Source organism: Paenibacillus vortex V453, assembly GCF_000193415.1.
GTDB lineage: Bacteria > Bacillota > Bacilli > Paenibacillales > Paenibacillaceae > Paenibacillus_AQ > Paenibacillus_AQ glucanolyticus.
This window is the reverse complement of sequence record NZ_ADHJ01000043.1, coordinates 23526-39844: the sequence shown is the minus strand read 5'-3', so window position 1 is coordinate 39844 and position 16319 is coordinate 23526. Positions and strand designations below refer to the sequence as shown.

Sequence of the window (16319 nt, the reverse complement as noted above, 5' to 3'; positions counted from 1 at the left end):
CAGATCGGCCGAAATAATCGTTGCTATATCTCAATGTAACACGATTAACACCAAGCTTCATAGGTGTAAGGAAAAAGCATCCCTTAACAGCGACTCATTAAGGGATGCGCATGAATTCTAAGCATTACTTGAAGTATTGGTTGATTTGCTCCTGAGCAGCTTGCATAATCGTGTCCATGCCGGCCGACTTTAATTCCGCCGTGATTTTGGGCACCATTTTCTCCGGATCGGATGCACCTGTAATGAGTTCATATTTGTATTTATCCCATACGGCCTGGCAATTCGCCACTTCGGTTTGAAGATCGGTAATGTCAAGCGCGAAGCCCAGAATCGTTGAAGAGGTCGCTGCATCGTTCAGCTTTTTGACCTGTTCCCATTGATCTTCAGGAGCGCCTTTTGTAACCGCTAAATTAAAGAACGTCCCTTGCGTATAGGCAGCCAGCGGCCAAGTATCGGAGGTGCGCTCAATCACCTTCTCGCCATCAACGTTGTTGTAGTCCACGCCTAACTCGCCGAAGGCCAGCATATTGCGGAGCTTGGGATCCGTATTCACTAACTCGAGGTACTTCAGGGCTTCCTGTTTATATTTTGAATTCGCCGAAATTGCGTTTAGCGAGCCTTGGATCGTACTGGTTGTATAAATAGGTCCGTAATGCTGAACCATATCGTACTTCTCCACGGCGTCATTGATTTGCCAGCTGACCTCTGCCCCAGGGAAGGCCTGGGCTGCAAAGAATGCTCTTCCTTTGTCGTTCTCTGTTTTTGTCGGCGCATCCGGGTTGATGATGCCGTCCTGGTACCACCCATGCAAGAGCTTCAGGTTTGCCATGATATCAGGCTGCTCAAGAACAGAGACAACCGTACGCGAAGCATCGTCAGCCTTTACGCCGATGGGCGGGAAGCCTAAGGTCAAATCGTCATACTCGTTGAAGAAGCCGTTCAAGCCTTCGCCTTGCGTCATCGGGAGCGGATAGAAGCTTTTGCCTTCGCCAGCCTTCATGTCATGGAGAGGCTTATCCAGATCCTGCAATGTTTTCATCTGATTGATATCGATATTTGTACTTTTGTACATGCTTATCATCGAATACCCAGTACTGCGTCAGTGCCGAATCCTTGTAAGTCGGAACAGAATAATACTTACCGCCGATTTTTGTGCCTTCCCATACCTTCTCGGGAATCAATTTGTACAAGTCGGGCGTTTCACTCTGCACCAGATCCGTGATATCGGCAAATGCGCCCATAGCTACTTGTTTGCTGTATTTACCACTGTTCGTGAACATGATGTCAAATGGCTCGCCGGTATTCACAATGGTATTCATTTTGGTGTCCCATTCCCCCCAGCTGGCAACCTTGATGTCAATCTTCACGCCAATCTTCTCGGCTGTGTATGCATTCATGGCATCAATCGCTTTGCTGAAATTGTTAGGCACTTGACCTCCAATGGTCCACCAAGTCAGCGTTGGGACATCCTTGCTTGCAGCTGCGGATTCTTTAGATGTGTCCGGTGTCGTCGAAGATCCATCAGACGTGGATGCAGGCTTCGAGCCGCCACAGGCCGCCAAAGCAGCCAGCATAAGTGTCATCACGCACAGTGCAGATAAGAACCTTAAAGATTTCTTCATTCCATTTCCCCCTTTTTGAAGTTAACTCACCGTAAAAGTTGTATAAGAGTGATCTATCATAAACCAAGTATGGCTTGGCTTATTTCGCTGTTATCCTTTGACTGCACCGACCGTAAGTCCGGATATAAAGTACTTTTGGAAAAAAGGGTAGGCGAATGCGACAGGCAGAACGATGAGAATGGCTACAGCCATGCGGGCAGATTCCTTCGGCATCGTTGCGACAAGCAGCGCGTAGCTGACGCCCATGCTTGCGGCATTCTTGGCAAGTGCATCCACATTGCTCATTAAGCTGTTAAGCAGTGCTTGCAGAGAATAGAGGTTCTGGTTGTCGATATAAAGCATCGATTGGAACCAGTCGTTCCAGTAACTAAAGCAGAGAAACAGTCCGATCGTTGCGATGACCGGTAGCGAGATCGGCATGATGATGGAGAAGAAGATTCGCAGCTGGCTCGCGCCATCAATTTCGGCAGATTCGATCAGCCCATCCGGAATCGTGCTTTTGAAGAAGGTTTTACATATGATGACGTTGAACGATGAAACAGCCAGCGGTAGAATTAGGGCCCAGACGCTATCCTTGAGACCTAACAGATTGGTGTTAATGAAATAACTGGATACCAAGCCGCCATTGAAGACCATGGGGATGAACACGACCCAAGTCAGAAAACCTCTCAGCTTGTAGGTCGGGCGAGAGAGTACATATCCCATCGAAGTGGTCAGCAGTACACCGAGCACGGTACCAGCTACGGTAACAAGTGCGGATACGCCGAGCGCGCGCAGAATCATCGTACCCTGCTTGACGATATAGACGTAGGCGTCAGCTGACAAAGCAACCGGCAGCAGATGATATCCCGTCTCGCGGATGGAGTCTTCACTTGAGAATGAAATCGATAGAACAACAACAACAGGGATGACGCAGAGCAGCGCCAGGATTATAAAAATCAGATTAAACAGAAGGTTCACGGCTTTGTTTGTACGGTTAAACTTCTCCAGGCCCGTCTCATAAGCGGTTTTCGTTGTCATCGTTTTGCCTCCTACATCATCGCGCTGTCCGGATCAATTCGGCGAACAATCCAGTTAGCGATCAGAATGGTAGCACACCCCAGAACAGACTGCACAAATGCGGCAGCAGAGGCCATCCCTACGGTGGCGGTTTTTAATTGTTTGTACACCATCACGTCGATGGTGGTAGACACGTTGAAGAGAGAGTTGGAATCTCGCGTAACCTGATAGAACAAACCGAAATCGGTGTAAAAAATCCGTCCGACGGCCAAAATGAACATCATGACAATCACCAGCTTGAGCATGGGCAATGTAATAAATCTTGTCTGCTGCCAGATGGAGGCGCCATCAATGACAGCTGCTTCATAATAAGTGCTGTCAATGCTCGTGATGGTTGCCAGATAGATGACCATGCCATAACCTAAGCCTTTCCAGATATTCAGGAGAATCAGAAAGTACGGCCAATAACTTGGCTCCATATACCAGTTAATCGGATCGCTGCCCATATTGACGAGCACTTGATTGACAATCCCTTTATCAAAGCTCAGGAAGGCCCAGCCTACGGCAGATACGACAACCCAGGATAGGAAATAGGGCAGGAACATCATCGTCTGATAGACTTTGCTTGCCTTTCGACTGTGGAGCAGACCGATCATAATGGCGAATAGAACGGGCAGTACAATCCCAGTAATGATAAAAATCATATTGTAGCCAATGGTGTTACGGATAATGATCCAGGCGTCATTCGACTTGAACAGGAACTCAAAGTTTTTGATGCCTATCCATGGACTGTTGAACACATTACTCAAGAAGCCGCCGCTAATCCTGAAATTTTTGAAGGCGATAATGATCCCGAACATCGGCAAGAAACTAAACAGGATGTACCAGATCGTCGTTGGCAATGCCAACAGGGTCAGTTCCGTATCCTGTTTGTGCCAGCGCATTCGAAAGCGCTTTCGTTTATCTTTTGGTTCGGCTGTAGAGCTCATGTCCGTCACTCCTTACGGGGATACCTCGCTTGTAGTGGCCTTGTTGAATTCATTGTATAAGAGAAAGTTTCGATGCTTCCAGACAACAAACTTGATACTATAGTCAACAAACGTTAGATTTGAAAGAATTGAATTGTGAAACACAACCTAAAATTGCTATTTGTGGAATAAAAATAGCGGATAAGTTAGCAGGAACGGGAGGAGGAACGTGGTTGAAACCAGAGCGTAATCGAGACGGGTATCCTATGGTACAAATACCGGCAGGTGAAATTCAACTAAGGGACGATCGTATCAAGACAACATGGACAGCTCAGGTAAATTCTTTTTTGCTCGCACCGGTTCCAGTTACGGCTGCGTTGTATTGCTCGATTATGCAACAGACAGGTGAACTCGGCGACAAGCCTCAAGCGCCGATTGCGAATGTTTCATGGCATGATGCGATTCTCTTTTGTAATACAATATCGCAGAAGTCAGGTTTAAAGGCATGTTACTCGGTAAGCGATGATAGAGAGCAGGTTATCTGTGACCGGGAGACGGATGGCTATCGTTTACCTACAGAAGCGGAATGGCAGTATGCCTGTAAAGCAGGGACGGGTGGTTATCGGTACGGCGAGCTGGATCAAATTGCATGGTATGGTGAAAACTCGGAGGGTATGGCGCATGAAGTAGGCAAAAAGCTGCCGAATGCGTGGGGGCTCTACGATATGCTGGGAAATGTTTGGGAGTGGTGTTGGGATTTATACGACCCGGAAGTGTACGGTCCCTACAGAGTTTTTCGTGGTGGAAGCTGGGCTGAAGAAGCCAGGGGATGTGGAGCAACGTGCCGCCGCCGAAGTCATCCTACATTTCGAATTGAGGATCTGGGCTTTCGTCTTGCAAGGTCGATTCCCTCAAAGGGAATCACCTCCTGAATTACAAATGCATGAGCTGCTGTAAATCGATAGATTTTTCCACGGGAACCCAAACGCCCACTTTATTACAGGTAATCTGTAATAAATGGGCGTTTGTTACGAATAGAGGTTTAGTCGGATAAACGTCTGGGACTGTTGACTCATCCGATGAATTTTTATTGATAATACTAATAAAACAAGACTTATTCATGTTTTTCTATTCCAACACTTACAATTCCAAAAACATAAAGATTAAAAAATACATCAAATTAATTACATTAATTGTGTTTGAAAGCGTTGACAAAACAATGATATATGCTTATACTTCGATTAAATATACAGGATATTTGTATTAAATGAGGGGAATTTGAGTTTTGTTCTAGTTATTTTTTAGCTGAAAGGGGACTTGTTTTCGGGATGGTAATGAGAGCAGAAGCATGGCTTCCAGCGAGGAGGTGCTGGTCCGCATTTCTATGATCTTGTTGGAGTGAATAACATTCGCTTTCCGAGAAGCAACCAATGCTCCGAGATTTAAGAATGAAGTCAAGCTTTAATCAGGCGCCCTTGAATAACTACAGCTAATAGAACATCTCGACACCATACGGGAACGCTTGCAACTATTCATATCATGGGAGGTTAAGCATGAACAGAACGATGAAGCGCCTTTTCACACTGTTATTCATATCCATATTGATCATTTCGACGGTAACCGCTTGCAGCGGTAAAGGAAACAATGAGCCCGATAATCCCGTAGCCAAAGAAGAAGGCGTTTCCAAAGAGAAGAATCAAGTGACTTTCGAAGACATCAGCGGAGACATTCGCGGGAATACAGCACCGACGCAGGAGCAGATTGACGAGGTGAACAGCACGTTAAACGATACATACCTCGGTGATGTTTACGAGGAAGTGATTCCGAGTGATTATTCTGCATATCCGGTCCAAGGTGACGTGGTACTGGATGTGTGGATGCCCGCGAACTCCAATATCCCGGATATGAATAATCACTTGGTTCAGAAGCAGGTGGAGAAGCTGACCGGAATCAAAGTGAACTTCATTACGCCTCCTGTCGGGCAGGAGGCGGACGCCTTTACCTTGATGATCTCCTCCGGCGAGCTGCCGGATATCATTATCGATCCGGGGCGTTACCCGGGAGGTTTTGAAGCCGGGGTGAACGATGGTGCCTATTTGGACCTCACCGATAAGATGGAAGAGTTTGCCCCCAACTACACGGCATGGCGAAATTCCGATGAAATGAGAAGAAAAACGACCGTAACGGACGATGGCCGATTGCTTGGCTTCTACGGCATCGCGCCGTATTCCGAATGGATCTGGTTCGGAACCTTAATCAAGCAGGAAGCACTGGATAAGACAGGTCTGGAAGTTCCGACAACGATTGATGAATGGTACACGTTCCTCAAGAAATGCCAGGAAGTTGGATATAAGAACCCGCTGAATTACGGATCCACTTACGGCCAAATCTTTACTGGCATCATTAACGGAGCGTATGGCGTGTGGGATTGGACCTTCATCGATGAGAACGGCAAGGTTGCATGGGGACCGGCACAGCCGAAAGCGAAGGAATACCTGACCACGATGCAGCAATGGAACAAGGAAGGCTTACTGAATCGGGACTGGGCGACCGCTGACTTTAATCAACGGATGGCAAGCGCCATTTCCGATGATACGGCTGTCATGATGGACTCGCCGGATACGATGTGGAGTTATTGGAAGGTGCAGAACGATATCGATTTTGTCGGGGCGCTGAATCCTGTTCTGAACAAAGGGGATAAATCCGCATCCACCTATAAGAATTTCAAGAGAGCCGGTACCAATGCGGCCATCACCACGCAGAGCAAGAACGTAGAGGCCGCTATGGCATGGCTGGATTTCAACTTCACGAAAAAAGGCTGGGAGCTCATTAACTTCGGCGAGTACGGCACGGTGCATTTGGTGGATGAGCAGGGGATGCCGTATTACCCGGAGAACAGCTATATCTACAATGATCCGGATGGTCAGCCGGTTGATGTGACGCTCTGGAAATACCGCATGCACAATTGGCCGAATATTCGTGACGAGCATCATGCGAATCCGTTGATTGCGGCAAAAGGCAGCTATTCGGGCGATATCCGGAAGACCTGGACGGAGAACATGGATACGAGCATGGCGATGCCGCCGATTACGTTCACGAAAGAGGAAGCCTCACGGGAGGCAGAGCTCGGGAACCAATTGTCTACGCTGCGCGGTGAATATTTTGCCAAGATCATGATGGGTGAACTGCCGGTGGATGCGTACGATAAATTTTTGAAGGAAGCGCAAAGCATGGGGCTGGAGGAATTCTTAAGTCTCCATCAAGCAGCCTTGGATCGGTACAACCAACGCTAGTGTCACTTTCGAAGAACAGGTGGTTGAATCATGGAGATATTAAGGAAACCAAGGGAAATGGACCCGGTTGGTTTGAACCCGAAACCGAAGAATACGAAGCGACTGATTCAAAAGGATCTAAAGAAAAACTGGTTTGTCTATCTGATGGCCCTTCCGGTCGTAGCCTGGTTCCTGATCTTCTGCTACGGCCCAATGTGGGGCGTGATGATCGCCTTCAAGGATTTCAAGCCCTTGCTTGGATTTGCCGATAGCGATTGGGTCGGTTTCAAGCATTTCATCGACTTTTTCACAGGGCCTTATTTCTGGAGAGTGGTCAAGAATACGCTGCTTCTGAACGTGTGGGGCATCGCATTCGGATTCACCGCTCCAATCATACTTGCCTTGCTATTGAATGAGGTTCGTTCGTCCAAGTTCAAGCGGACCGTGCAGACCATTACGTACATGCCGCATTTTATCTCATTGGTTGTGGTGTGCGGCATCATACACATATTCACGGCGAACGAAGGGGTCGTAACCCAGCTGCTGTCGTTCATCACAGGCAAAGATTACTCGTCGCTTCTGGGATACTCCAATTTGTTCCGGCCGATCTACACCTTCTCGGGAATATGGCAGAGTATCGGATGGGACAGCATTATCTATCTGGCCGCGATGAGCGGCATTGACCCTTCGTTATATGAAGCAGCCGATATCGACGGCGTGGGTCGGGTGAAAAAAATGTGGTATATCACACTGCCGCAGATCAGTCCGGTCATCATCATCCTGTTTATTTTTGCGATTGGCGGCTTGATGTCGTCCGGTTACGAGAAAATCATCCTGCTGTATAATCCGCTCATCTACGATACGGCGGATGTCATCGCATCGTATGTTTACCGAAGGGGCTTAAGGGAAGCGAGCCTCAGCTACTCCACGGCTGTGGGACTTGTCAGCTCCATCGTCAATTTCGGGCTGTTATGGATGACAAATACGATAGCGAAGCGTAGATCCGAATCCAGCCTATGGTAAGAAAGAGGGACGGTTATGAAAGATATCATGCAACCCAAAGCGAAACGAAGCAGAAAGCACAAGTCCATCGGGGACCGCGTGTTCGATTGGACCAACTATACGGTACTTACCGCATTGACCTTGGTGTGCTTTTATCCGATTCTGCATATCCTGTTCGCCTCCGTCAGTGATCCGGGCGCTTTAATGGCACATAAAGGGGTGCTGTTGAAGCCCTTGGGATTCACGCTGGATGGCTACAAGCTGGTGTTCAAAGATAACAGTCTCTTGAACGGGTACAAGAACACGATCATTTACGTGGGACTCGGTACGCTGGTCAATATGGTCATGACGATATTAGGCGCATACGTATTATCCAGGCGGGACTTGTATTTCAAGAATTTCATCATGATTGTCATTACCATTACGATGTTTTTCGGCGGGGGGCTGATTCCATGGTTCCTGTTGATGAAGGATATCGGCCTGTACAACAATCTGTGGGCCATGATCCTGCCAACGGCGTTAAGCACATGGAATATCATCATCCTGCGGACCGGTTTCCAGTCCATCCCGAAGGAACTGGAGGAAGCGGCAGTAATCGATGGCGCCAGCCAGTTCAGCATCCTGGTAACCGTGATTCTCCCGCTATCGAAAGCGACGCTGGCTGTCATATTCCTGTACTATCTGGTTGGCAATTGGAACTCCTGGTTTAATGCAATGGTGCTGCTGAAGGATCGGGAGTTGTTCCCGCTGCAGCTGCTCATGAAGGAAATTCTTGTTGCCAATGACGCTACGGCGACAACGATCGGCAGCGCCGGCGGTGTTGTCATCAATAGCGCTCAGAGCTCCACTGCGTTCCGGGAACTCGTGAAGTATTGCGCAATCGTGGTTTCCACGGTTCCGATCTTGCTGGTGTACCCGTTCCTGCAGAAGTATTTTGTGAAGGGTGTTTATGTAGGCTCGATCAAAGGATAGACGATGAACTTGTACTTGGATGAACTAGATAGAGATGAATCGAACAGGAGTGAGTCACATCTTGACGACAGCAGTTAGCGAGACACAAACAGGTTTGCGCAGCGAATATCCAAGACCCCAGTTTCAACGCAAGGAATGGCTGAGTCTTAATGGAGAATGGGTATTTCGGATTTGATGATCTTGGCATCGGTGAGGATGAGCGATGGTACCTGGGGAATGCCGAACAATCTTTTGCACGAAAAATAACGGTCCCGTTTACGTTTCAAAGCAAGCTGAGCGGCATCGACGATCCGGCTTTTCACGATGTTGTGTGGTACCGTAGAACGTTCGAGATTCCGCCGGATTGGCATGGTAAACGGATCGTGCTTCATTTTGGCGCCGTGGATTATTCGGCCAAAGTATGGGTGAACGGGCATATGGTGGCGGTGCATGAGGGCGGTCATACGCCGTTCCAGGCAGACATTACGGCTGCGCTGGCGGCAGGAAGCAACACCATCATCGTTCGAGCCGAGGATTTCAGCCGGGATGTCACCTTGCCGCGCGGCAAGCAGTATTGGCTTGAGCATTCCGCAAGCATATTCTACACCCGCACGACCGGCATCTGGCAAAGTGTATGGATCGAGCCGGTATCCCCTGTACATCTGAGCAAGACGATGATGACACCTGATATTGATCGAAATGAAATCCGCATCCGGACGTTTATAGAGGGAGTTAAGTCTGTGGAGGAGGTCAAGCTGCAGATTACCGTAAGGTTTCAGGGAGAGCTTGTCGCGGAGGATCAATATGCGATTCAAAATGCGGAGCAGCTTCGGACCATCGGTCTGAGCGATTTCACAGATCATGGATTGGGGCGGCTGTGGAGCCCGGAGCATCCGAACCTGTATGATATCGAGTTTCGCCTCCTTCAAGCCGAAGCCGTGGTGGATCAGGTATCGAGTTATTTTGGCATGCGCAAGGTATCCATCGAGGATGGCAAACTGTGCCTGAATAATCGCCCTTACTTTCAGAGGCTGGTGCTGGACCAGGGATATTTTCCAGAGGGCATCCTGACGGCGCCGTCGGATGAGGCGTTAAAACGCGATGTGGAACTGGCGAAGGAAATGGGCTTTAACGGCGTGCGAAAACATCAGAAGAGTGAGGACCCCCGCTTCCTGTACTGGTGTGATCGACTCGGCCTGCTGTTATGGAGTGAGGCAGCTAACGCGTATGAATACTCCGAAGCGTATGTCCGCCGGTTCACGGCTGAGTGGCAGGAGATTATGGAGCGGGATTACAATCATCCGTGCATCATCACGTGGGTTCCGCTGAACGAGAGCTGGGGCATTCCGAATGTCCAGATGGATCGGCGCCAGCAGCAGCACGGACTGGCGATGTACCATTTGACTAAATCGCTGGATGATAGCAGACCCGTCGTTTATAACGACGGATGGGAGCATATGACCACCGATCTGGTCACGATCCATGACTATGAGAGCCGTCAGGAGGTGCTGGAGGAGCGGTATGCAACAGCCGCGTCTGCGGTGCAGGCCATGCCGGCTAACCGGAGGATCTTTGTCGGCGGAGCCAGCTATCAAGGACAGCCGATATTCGTATCGGAGTTCGGCGGCATTGCCTTCAAGAAGAGTGAGTGGGATGGCTGGGGTTATTCCGGCGCAGAGAATGAAGAGGATTTCTTGGCCCGGCTGAAGGCGGTGGTTGATCCAATGTTCTCGTCACCTGTGGTTCAGGGATATTGCTACACACAGCTAACGGATGTTGAGCAGGAGATCAATGGACTGCTGACGTATGACCGCAAGCCGAAAGCACCGCTTGAGACCATCCGTAAGATTATGATGGGAACCTAATCGGGGGAGATGAAGAAGAAATGGACCGAACGAATGCCTATGAGGGTGTATACCATGACGAGAGCGCGGTTTATTTAAGGGCAGGAGCTTATGAAGCAGTCATGCTTCCGGGAATCGGGGGGAATCTGATTTCGTTCCGGGACCTGGAGAAGGGGTGCCGGTTTCTGCATGAACCGGCACCGGAGGAAATGGCGGCATTCAGGGAAAGACCGATGATTCACGGCATACCGGTGCTGTTTCCCCCGAACCGCTATGAGCAAGGCAATTTCCGGTGGAACGGCAAGATCCATCACCTTCCCGTCAACGAGGAGGCAACCGGTCATCATCTTCATGGCTTCTTGTACAATATTCCATGGGAGCTTGATGACTACGGGCACTCCAAGCAGGAGGCTTATGTGACGGTATCTGTCCATGTGGATGAACGGCATCCGGTATACGAAGCCTTTCCGTTCCCGTTTCATATTCAGCTGCGGTACAGCTTAAGCGATCAAGGGTTATCCCAGCGCGTCACGATAACCAATACGGGGACAGGATCCATGCCGTGCCTGCTTGCATTTCATACGTCCATTAATGCGCCTTTCGTGGAGGGAGGCGATGCCCGGGATTACCGGATGAAGCTGACCCTTGGTAAGCGGTGGGAGCTCGGTGAATCCATGCTGCCCACCGGCGCCCATCAGCCATTGTCCGCGAGTGAGGAAGCGATGCAAGGCGACGGCGTCTATCCGTTCTTCGAGCGTATGGACAATCACTATACCGCCGCCGCCCAGAATGGAAGGAACCGAATGGAGCTTACTGATGAGGTTGCCCAATTGACGTTGGTGTACGACGTGGGTACCTCTTACAAGCAGTGGATGATCTGGAATAATGAAGCGACGGAGGGTTTCTTCTGCCCTGAACCGCAGATTAATCTGGTCAATGCGCCCAATATGGACATGCCAGCGGAGGAAGTCGGGTGTTTCAGTCTGGATCCCCATGAGATATGGGAGGAGAGCAGCAGGCTGTACGTTAGGAAAAGCTGAGGCATTGCCCACCTTCAGCCCTATGGCAATAGATACTATACAGACAAATTAAACGTTAAAAGGAGTTCAACCATGACCCACACTACAGTTCCGCGTCCCGAATACCCGAGACCCCAATGGGTAAGACCCGATTGGATCAACCTGAACGGTCCATGGCAATTCGAAATCGATCATGGCCGGAGTGGAAAAGAACGCGGTTACCAAGAAATCGGACACGAGCTCTCGGGAACGATCACGGTCCCTTTTTGCCCGGAGAGCAAGCTGTCCGGCGTTGAATATAAGGATTTTATGGCTGGAGTCTGGTATAAACGGGAGTTTACCGTGCCTGAGAGCTGGAAGGGCAGAACACTGCTTCATTTCGGGGCGGTCGATTATGAAACGGAAGTATGGGTGAACGGTGTATCCATAGGTACCCATCGCGGAGGATATACCCCGTTCAGCTTTGATATCAGCCCTCAGATGACACCGGGCGCGAATGTGATTACCGTATATGCGGAGGACGATGTCCGTTCCGGACGTCAGCCGCGAGGCAAGCAGAGCGAGCGCTACGACTCTCATGGCTGTGATTACACGCGCACCACAGGCATCTGGCAGACGGTATGGCTGGAGCATGTGCCGGAAGCCTATTTGTCTGACATGAAAGTGGTGGCAGACCCTGATAATGCTTGCGTACACCTTGAAGTGAAAGTGGTCGGAAAGGCATTGGGGGGCAAGCTCACTGCTGCCGCTCTCTATGACGGTAAGGCTGTAGGGGATGCCAGCGCTTTGGTATCCGGACCGTCCGTCAAGCTCACCCTTCCGTTGGAGGAGGTTCACTTATGGGAGGTTGGTCAGGGCAGATTGTACGATCTGGAGTTATCCCTGCAGGAGCAAGGTAAAACAGGTGATACGGTGCAAGCTTATTTCGGCCTCAGAAGCGTTAGGCTGGACGGCATGGCATTTCGGATCAACGGCAGATCCATATTTCAGCGTCTGGTGCTGGATCAGGGCTTTTACCCGGACGGCATCTATACGGCTCCAAGCGACGAGGCTCTTCGCAACGACATCGAAATATCGATGGGCCTTGGCTTTAACGGCGCGAGGCTGCATGAGAAGATATTCGAACCGCGCTTCTTGTATTGGGCCGACCGGTTAGGTTATCTGGTATGGGGAGAGCATGCAAATTGGGGACTGGACATCACAACAACCGAGGGGCTGTCCCATTTCCTGCCGGAATGGCTCGAAGGGATGGAGCGTGATTTCAATCATCCTGCCCTTATCGGCTGGTGTCCTTTTAACGAAACTTGGGATCGGGACGGTGCCAAACAAAATAACGAAGTGCTGCGCATTGTATACGAGGTATCCAAAAAAATCGATCCGACGCGTCCGGTCATTGATACGAGTGGCAACTTCCATGTCGTGACGGATATATTCGACATTCATGATTATGATCAGAACCCGCAGACATTTAAGGAGAGATATGAGCCGATGAAGGATGGCGGCGAGGTGTACAACAGCTTTCCGAACCGGCAGCAGTATGCGGGGCAGCCTTATTTCATCAGTGAATATGGCGGCATCTGGTGGAATCCGGAGCAGCAAGATGAGAAGTCCTGGGGATACGGGGATCGTCCGACATCTGAAGAAGATTTTCTTACGCGTTATGCGGGTTTGACTAATGTCTTGCTCGATCATCCGCGGATGTTCGGATTTTGTTACACCCAGCTATACGATGTCGAGCAGGAAGTGAACGGGCTGTATACCTACGACAGGAAGCCGAAATTCGATCCTGATCTGATACGAAGCATAAATTTGCGTAAGGCCGCCATTGAAGATTGAAGCCGCTGTCCCATGACTGCTCTGTACAGGCCGGAATCTTGGATGCCCAAGTGCATGTTGTTACATTATCCAAAAAGGACGTGACCGGTAATGAAGGTAGACATTCGGAATAAATGGCTGCTCGCAGTGTGCGCACTTCTTATTTTTCCTATGGGGCAGGTGACCCATGCCGTCTCAAGCCAAAACAACTTCTACAACGTTGTCATGCAGGATGGAGCGGATCCTTGGGTTTATAAACATACCGACGGTTACTACTATTTTACGAAAACGACCGGCGGTGACGTTACGATCTGGAAGTCAGCCCAGCTGACGGCGATGGATGCAGCTCCCACTACGGTCGTAAACACAGGCTGCTGCGGGATATGGGCTCCCGAGCTGCATTACATCAACGGCGCTTGGTACATCTACTACGCGAAGGACGACGGGGACAATGTCAATCACCGTATGTATGTGATGGAGAATACATCGGCAGATCCGACACAGGGAACCTGGCAGTATAAAGGTCAGATTACGGACCACACCAACAAGTGGGCCATTGACGGCACGGTGCTGCAAGCAGGCGGTCAGCTGTACTTTATCTGGTCCGGCTGGGAAGGGGATACCAATGTGCGGCAGAATCTGTATATCGCACGCATGAGCAATCCGTGGACCATCAGCTCGGATCGGGTGGAGATTGCAAGGCCTACTTATCAGTGGGAGACGAATCACTCCCCGCACGTAAACGAAGGTCCCCAGGTGATTATCCAAAATGGCGTCATTAGCCTGGTGTACTCTGCCAGCGGGAGCTGGACCAATGACTATTGCCTAGGATTGATCACAGCCAGCACGACCAGCGATTTGTTGAACCCGGCATCCTGGAACAAACGCAGCCAACCGATATTCAAGTCGGGTAACGGGCTGTACGGACCGGGCCACCATTCATTCACGAAGTCGACGGATGGCACGGAGGATTGGATGCTCTACCACGTCGCCAAATATCATAATGCCGGGTGGAATCGTGAGGTCCGAATGCAGAAATTCACATGGCATGCGGACAATACCCCGAATCTTGGTGTTCCGGCGAATCCGAATGCGCCCATAACCTTGCCTTCAGGCGAAGCCGCTCACACCCGTTACGAAGGGGAAGTGGGGGCGTTCGGCGGTGTCGCCTATGCATCCGGAAGCCCCAACAGCTCGGGAGGACTTAAGGCGGGACATATCGACACGCCGGAGAGTTATGTTGAATTTTCCGTTCATGCCGCATCGGCTGGCGAATATATTCTGCTCGCCCGGACAGCAAACGGCACAGCCGGGGGGAACTGGTCCAATCTTCTGTTAAGCGTAAATTCAGGCGTACCGAGCAGGTTTCACATCACGAATAAAGGCTGGGAGAACTGGGGATTGTCCACGGCGCGAGTTCAGCTTAAGGCCGGCGTGAACCAGATCCGTTTTTCTAAAGGCGAAGGCTACGGAGAAATCGATTTTTTTGACATCAAGCCAGCGAATTAGCACACTGTGCATGACAGATGGAACCGAAAAAAATAGTGATGTTCGCTTGACCATGGATGGCTTCCGGTTCTCCCGGAGGCCTTTTCTGGCTAAGCAAGGAGGCGTTCTCCCCTACTCCTTCGAAGAGCTAACTAACGGCAAAATGATGATAGATCAACGATGTAAGCCTTTGCAAGTTTGATTGTTTTTCGTCACGTTAAGAAGTAAGATAATTGTAATGAATATGTTTAGTTTAAAGGAGAGCAGATTTGTGCTGGAACTTGGCTTTAACGACCCGGAAAGACTCGTCACGGTATCCCATGCCTTGTCAACGCGTTCACGGGTTGATATTCTAAGGCTCCTGAATTCCAAAAATTTAAATATTATCGAGATTGCCGAGAAGCTTAAACTTCCGGTCTCAACAGTAGCCAGCAACATCAAAGTGCTGGAAGCCGCCGAGTTAATCAATACTGAACTGCTGCCGGCTTCCCGCGGGGCCATGAAGGTCTGCAGCCGGAATTACGACGATATTCACATTGCCCTGAACTTGAAGAATTCGGTGCCCAAGGGAGTAACGCATGTTTATGAAGTCGAGATGCCGATCGGTCATTACAGCGATTGCGAGGTATCTCCCACCTGCGGAATGGCTAATGCGGACGGTTATATCATTAAGGAAGACGAGCCTGCGAGCTTTTACCACCCCAAGCATGTGAACGCCCAGATCATCTGGCTGCGCAAGGGGTATCTGGAGTATTTACTGCCGATGGATATTCCGGCCGGAGCTCGCATTGAATCGCTTGGACTGTCCATGGAAATGTGTTCCGAAGCGCCGAATTATGATCATAATTGGCCGTCCAATATTTCGGTATGGGTAAACGGCGTGGAGATTGGAATGTGGACAAGTCCAGGTGATTTCGGGGACCGCCGCGGCAAACTGAATCCGAATTGGTGGTATGATTGGGCTACGCAATACGGCTTTCTCAAAACATGGCGAGTGGACCACGAAAAGACGACCCTTGATATGGATAAAGTGTCCGATGTTACATTAGATCATCTTAGGATTAACGAGAGCCCCAAAATGCGCCTGCGTATCGGCATCAAACCCGATGCCGTAAATCAAGGCGGACTGAATTTGTTCGGCCGTCAGTTTGGCGATCATGAACAAAATATTATGATGCAGATTAAATATACGATGGATCAGGATGAGGAAGATCCGGTTGTCCCCTAGAGCAGTTCGCTCGCTTGACGAAGACCTCACCTCATCAAAATAACAAAAGAACCGTTTCTTTCGTAAATGGGCAGGACGTGCCTCCATTTAACCAAGAAACGGTTTTTTTGC

At 49.8% G+C, this 16319-nt stretch carries 12 protein-coding genes and 1 pseudogene; 9 read left to right on the top strand and 4 right to left on the bottom strand.

Features of this window, described 5'->3' with window-relative positions:
* Positions 1 to 124: 124 nt before the first annotated feature.
* The 4 genes from PVOR_RS32325 to PVOR_RS23380 form a co-directional block, all read right to left on the bottom strand.
* Complete coding sequence (locus PVOR_RS32325; protein WP_234973080.1) at positions 125 to 1072, bottom strand: ABC transporter substrate-binding protein; 948 nt, start codon at positions 1070 to 1072, stop codon at positions 125 to 127.
* Complete coding sequence (locus PVOR_RS32320) at positions 1014 to 1622, bottom strand: ABC transporter substrate-binding protein (RefSeq protein WP_234973079.1); 609 nt, start codon at positions 1620 to 1622, stop codon at positions 1014 to 1016. Before PVOR_RS32320 ends, PVOR_RS32325 begins: the two co-directional genes overlap by 59 nt.
* 90 nt (positions 1623 to 1712) lie before the next feature.
* Complete coding sequence (locus PVOR_RS23385; RefSeq protein ID WP_006211997.1) at positions 1713 to 2642, bottom strand: carbohydrate ABC transporter permease; 930 nt, start codon at positions 2640 to 2642, stop codon at positions 1713 to 1715.
* An 11-nt stretch (positions 2643 to 2653) separates the two neighbouring features.
* A complete protein-coding gene (locus tag PVOR_RS23380; RefSeq protein WP_006211996.1) occupies positions 2654 to 3610 on the bottom strand; it encodes an ABC transporter permease in 957 nt (318 codons plus the stop codon).
* Positions 3611 to 3855: 245 nt separating this feature from the next.
* Between PVOR_RS23380 and PVOR_RS23375 the strand changes: the two genes are divergently transcribed.
* The 9 genes and pseudogenes from PVOR_RS23375 to PVOR_RS23335 all read left to right on the top strand — a co-directional run bounded on the left by PVOR_RS23375 (position 3856) and on the right by PVOR_RS23335 (position 16208).
* On the top strand, positions 3856 to 4521 hold the full coding sequence (locus PVOR_RS23375) for a formylglycine-generating enzyme family protein (protein WP_040680938.1): 666 nt from the start codon (positions 3856 to 3858) through the stop codon (positions 4519 to 4521).
* Between the two features lie 621 nt (positions 4522 to 5142).
* Positions 5143 to 6882: an extracellular solute-binding protein gene (locus PVOR_RS23370; RefSeq protein ID WP_006211994.1), complete on the top strand. Its 1740-nt coding sequence runs from the start codon at positions 5143 to 5145 to the stop codon at positions 6880 to 6882.
* A 30-nt stretch (positions 6883 to 6912) separates the two neighbouring features.
* Positions 6913 to 7884 (top strand): ABC transporter permease, encoded by a 972-nt coding sequence (locus PVOR_RS23365; protein WP_006211993.1) that lies wholly within the window; start codon positions 6913 to 6915, stop codon positions 7882 to 7884.
* Positions 7885 to 7899: 15 nt separating this feature from the next.
* On the top strand, positions 7900 to 8835 hold the full coding sequence (locus PVOR_RS23360; protein ID WP_006211992.1) for a carbohydrate ABC transporter permease: 936 nt from the start codon (positions 7900 to 7902) through the stop codon (positions 8833 to 8835).
* Between the two features lie 34 nt (positions 8836 to 8869).
* Positions 8870 to 10679 (top strand): annotated as a pseudogene (locus PVOR_RS23355) (glycoside hydrolase family 2 protein).
* A gap of 20 nt (positions 10680 to 10699) precedes the next feature.
* Positions 10700 to 11698: an aldose 1-epimerase gene (locus PVOR_RS23350; RefSeq protein WP_006211990.1), complete on the top strand. Its 999-nt coding sequence runs from the start codon at positions 10700 to 10702 to the stop codon at positions 11696 to 11698.
* A 72-nt stretch (positions 11699 to 11770) separates the two neighbouring features.
* Positions 11771 to 13513 (top strand): glycoside hydrolase family 2 protein, encoded by a 1743-nt coding sequence (locus PVOR_RS23345; RefSeq protein WP_006211989.1) that lies wholly within the window; start codon positions 11771 to 11773, stop codon positions 13511 to 13513.
* 90 nt (positions 13514 to 13603) lie between these two features.
* A complete protein-coding gene (locus PVOR_RS23340) occupies positions 13604 to 15001 on the top strand; it encodes a family 43 glycosylhydrolase (RefSeq protein ID WP_006211987.1) in 1398 nt (465 codons plus the stop codon).
* 250 nt (positions 15002 to 15251) lie between these two features.
* Positions 15252 to 16208: an ArsR/SmtB family transcription factor gene (locus tag PVOR_RS23335; RefSeq protein WP_006211986.1), complete on the top strand. Its 957-nt coding sequence runs from the start codon at positions 15252 to 15254 to the stop codon at positions 16206 to 16208.
* The last annotated feature ends 111 nt before the right edge of the window (positions 16209 to 16319 follow it).

Coding starts and splice junctions, on each gene's coding strand:
- PVOR_RS32325 (WP_234973080.1), bottom strand. CDS start 1,072: ATGTACAAAAGTACAAATATCGATATCAATCAGATGAAAACATTGCAG.
- PVOR_RS32320 (WP_234973079.1), bottom strand. CDS start 1,622: ATGAAGAAATCTTTAAGGTTCTTATCTGCACTGTGCGTGATGACACTT.
- PVOR_RS23385 (WP_006211997.1), bottom strand. CDS start 2,642: ATGACAACGAAAACCGCTTATGAGACGGGCCTGGAGAAGTTTAACCGT.
- PVOR_RS23380 (WP_006211996.1), bottom strand. CDS start 3,610: ATGAGCTCTACAGCCGAACCAAAAGATAAACGAAAGCGCTTTCGAATG.
- PVOR_RS23375 (WP_040680938.1), top strand. CDS start 3,856: ATGGTACAAATACCGGCAGGTGAAATTCAACTAAGGGACGATCGTATC.
- PVOR_RS23370 (WP_006211994.1), top strand. CDS start 5,143: ATGAACAGAACGATGAAGCGCCTTTTCACACTGTTATTCATATCCATA.
- PVOR_RS23365 (WP_006211993.1), top strand. CDS start 6,913: ATGGAGATATTAAGGAAACCAAGGGAAATGGACCCGGTTGGTTTGAAC.
- PVOR_RS23360 (WP_006211992.1), top strand. CDS start 7,900: ATGAAAGATATCATGCAACCCAAAGCGAAACGAAGCAGAAAGCACAAG.
- PVOR_RS23350 (WP_006211990.1), top strand. CDS start 10,700: ATGGACCGAACGAATGCCTATGAGGGTGTATACCATGACGAGAGCGCG.
- PVOR_RS23345 (WP_006211989.1), top strand. CDS start 11,771: ATGACCCACACTACAGTTCCGCGTCCCGAATACCCGAGACCCCAATGG.
- PVOR_RS23340 (WP_006211987.1), top strand. CDS start 13,604: ATGAAGGTAGACATTCGGAATAAATGGCTGCTCGCAGTGTGCGCACTT.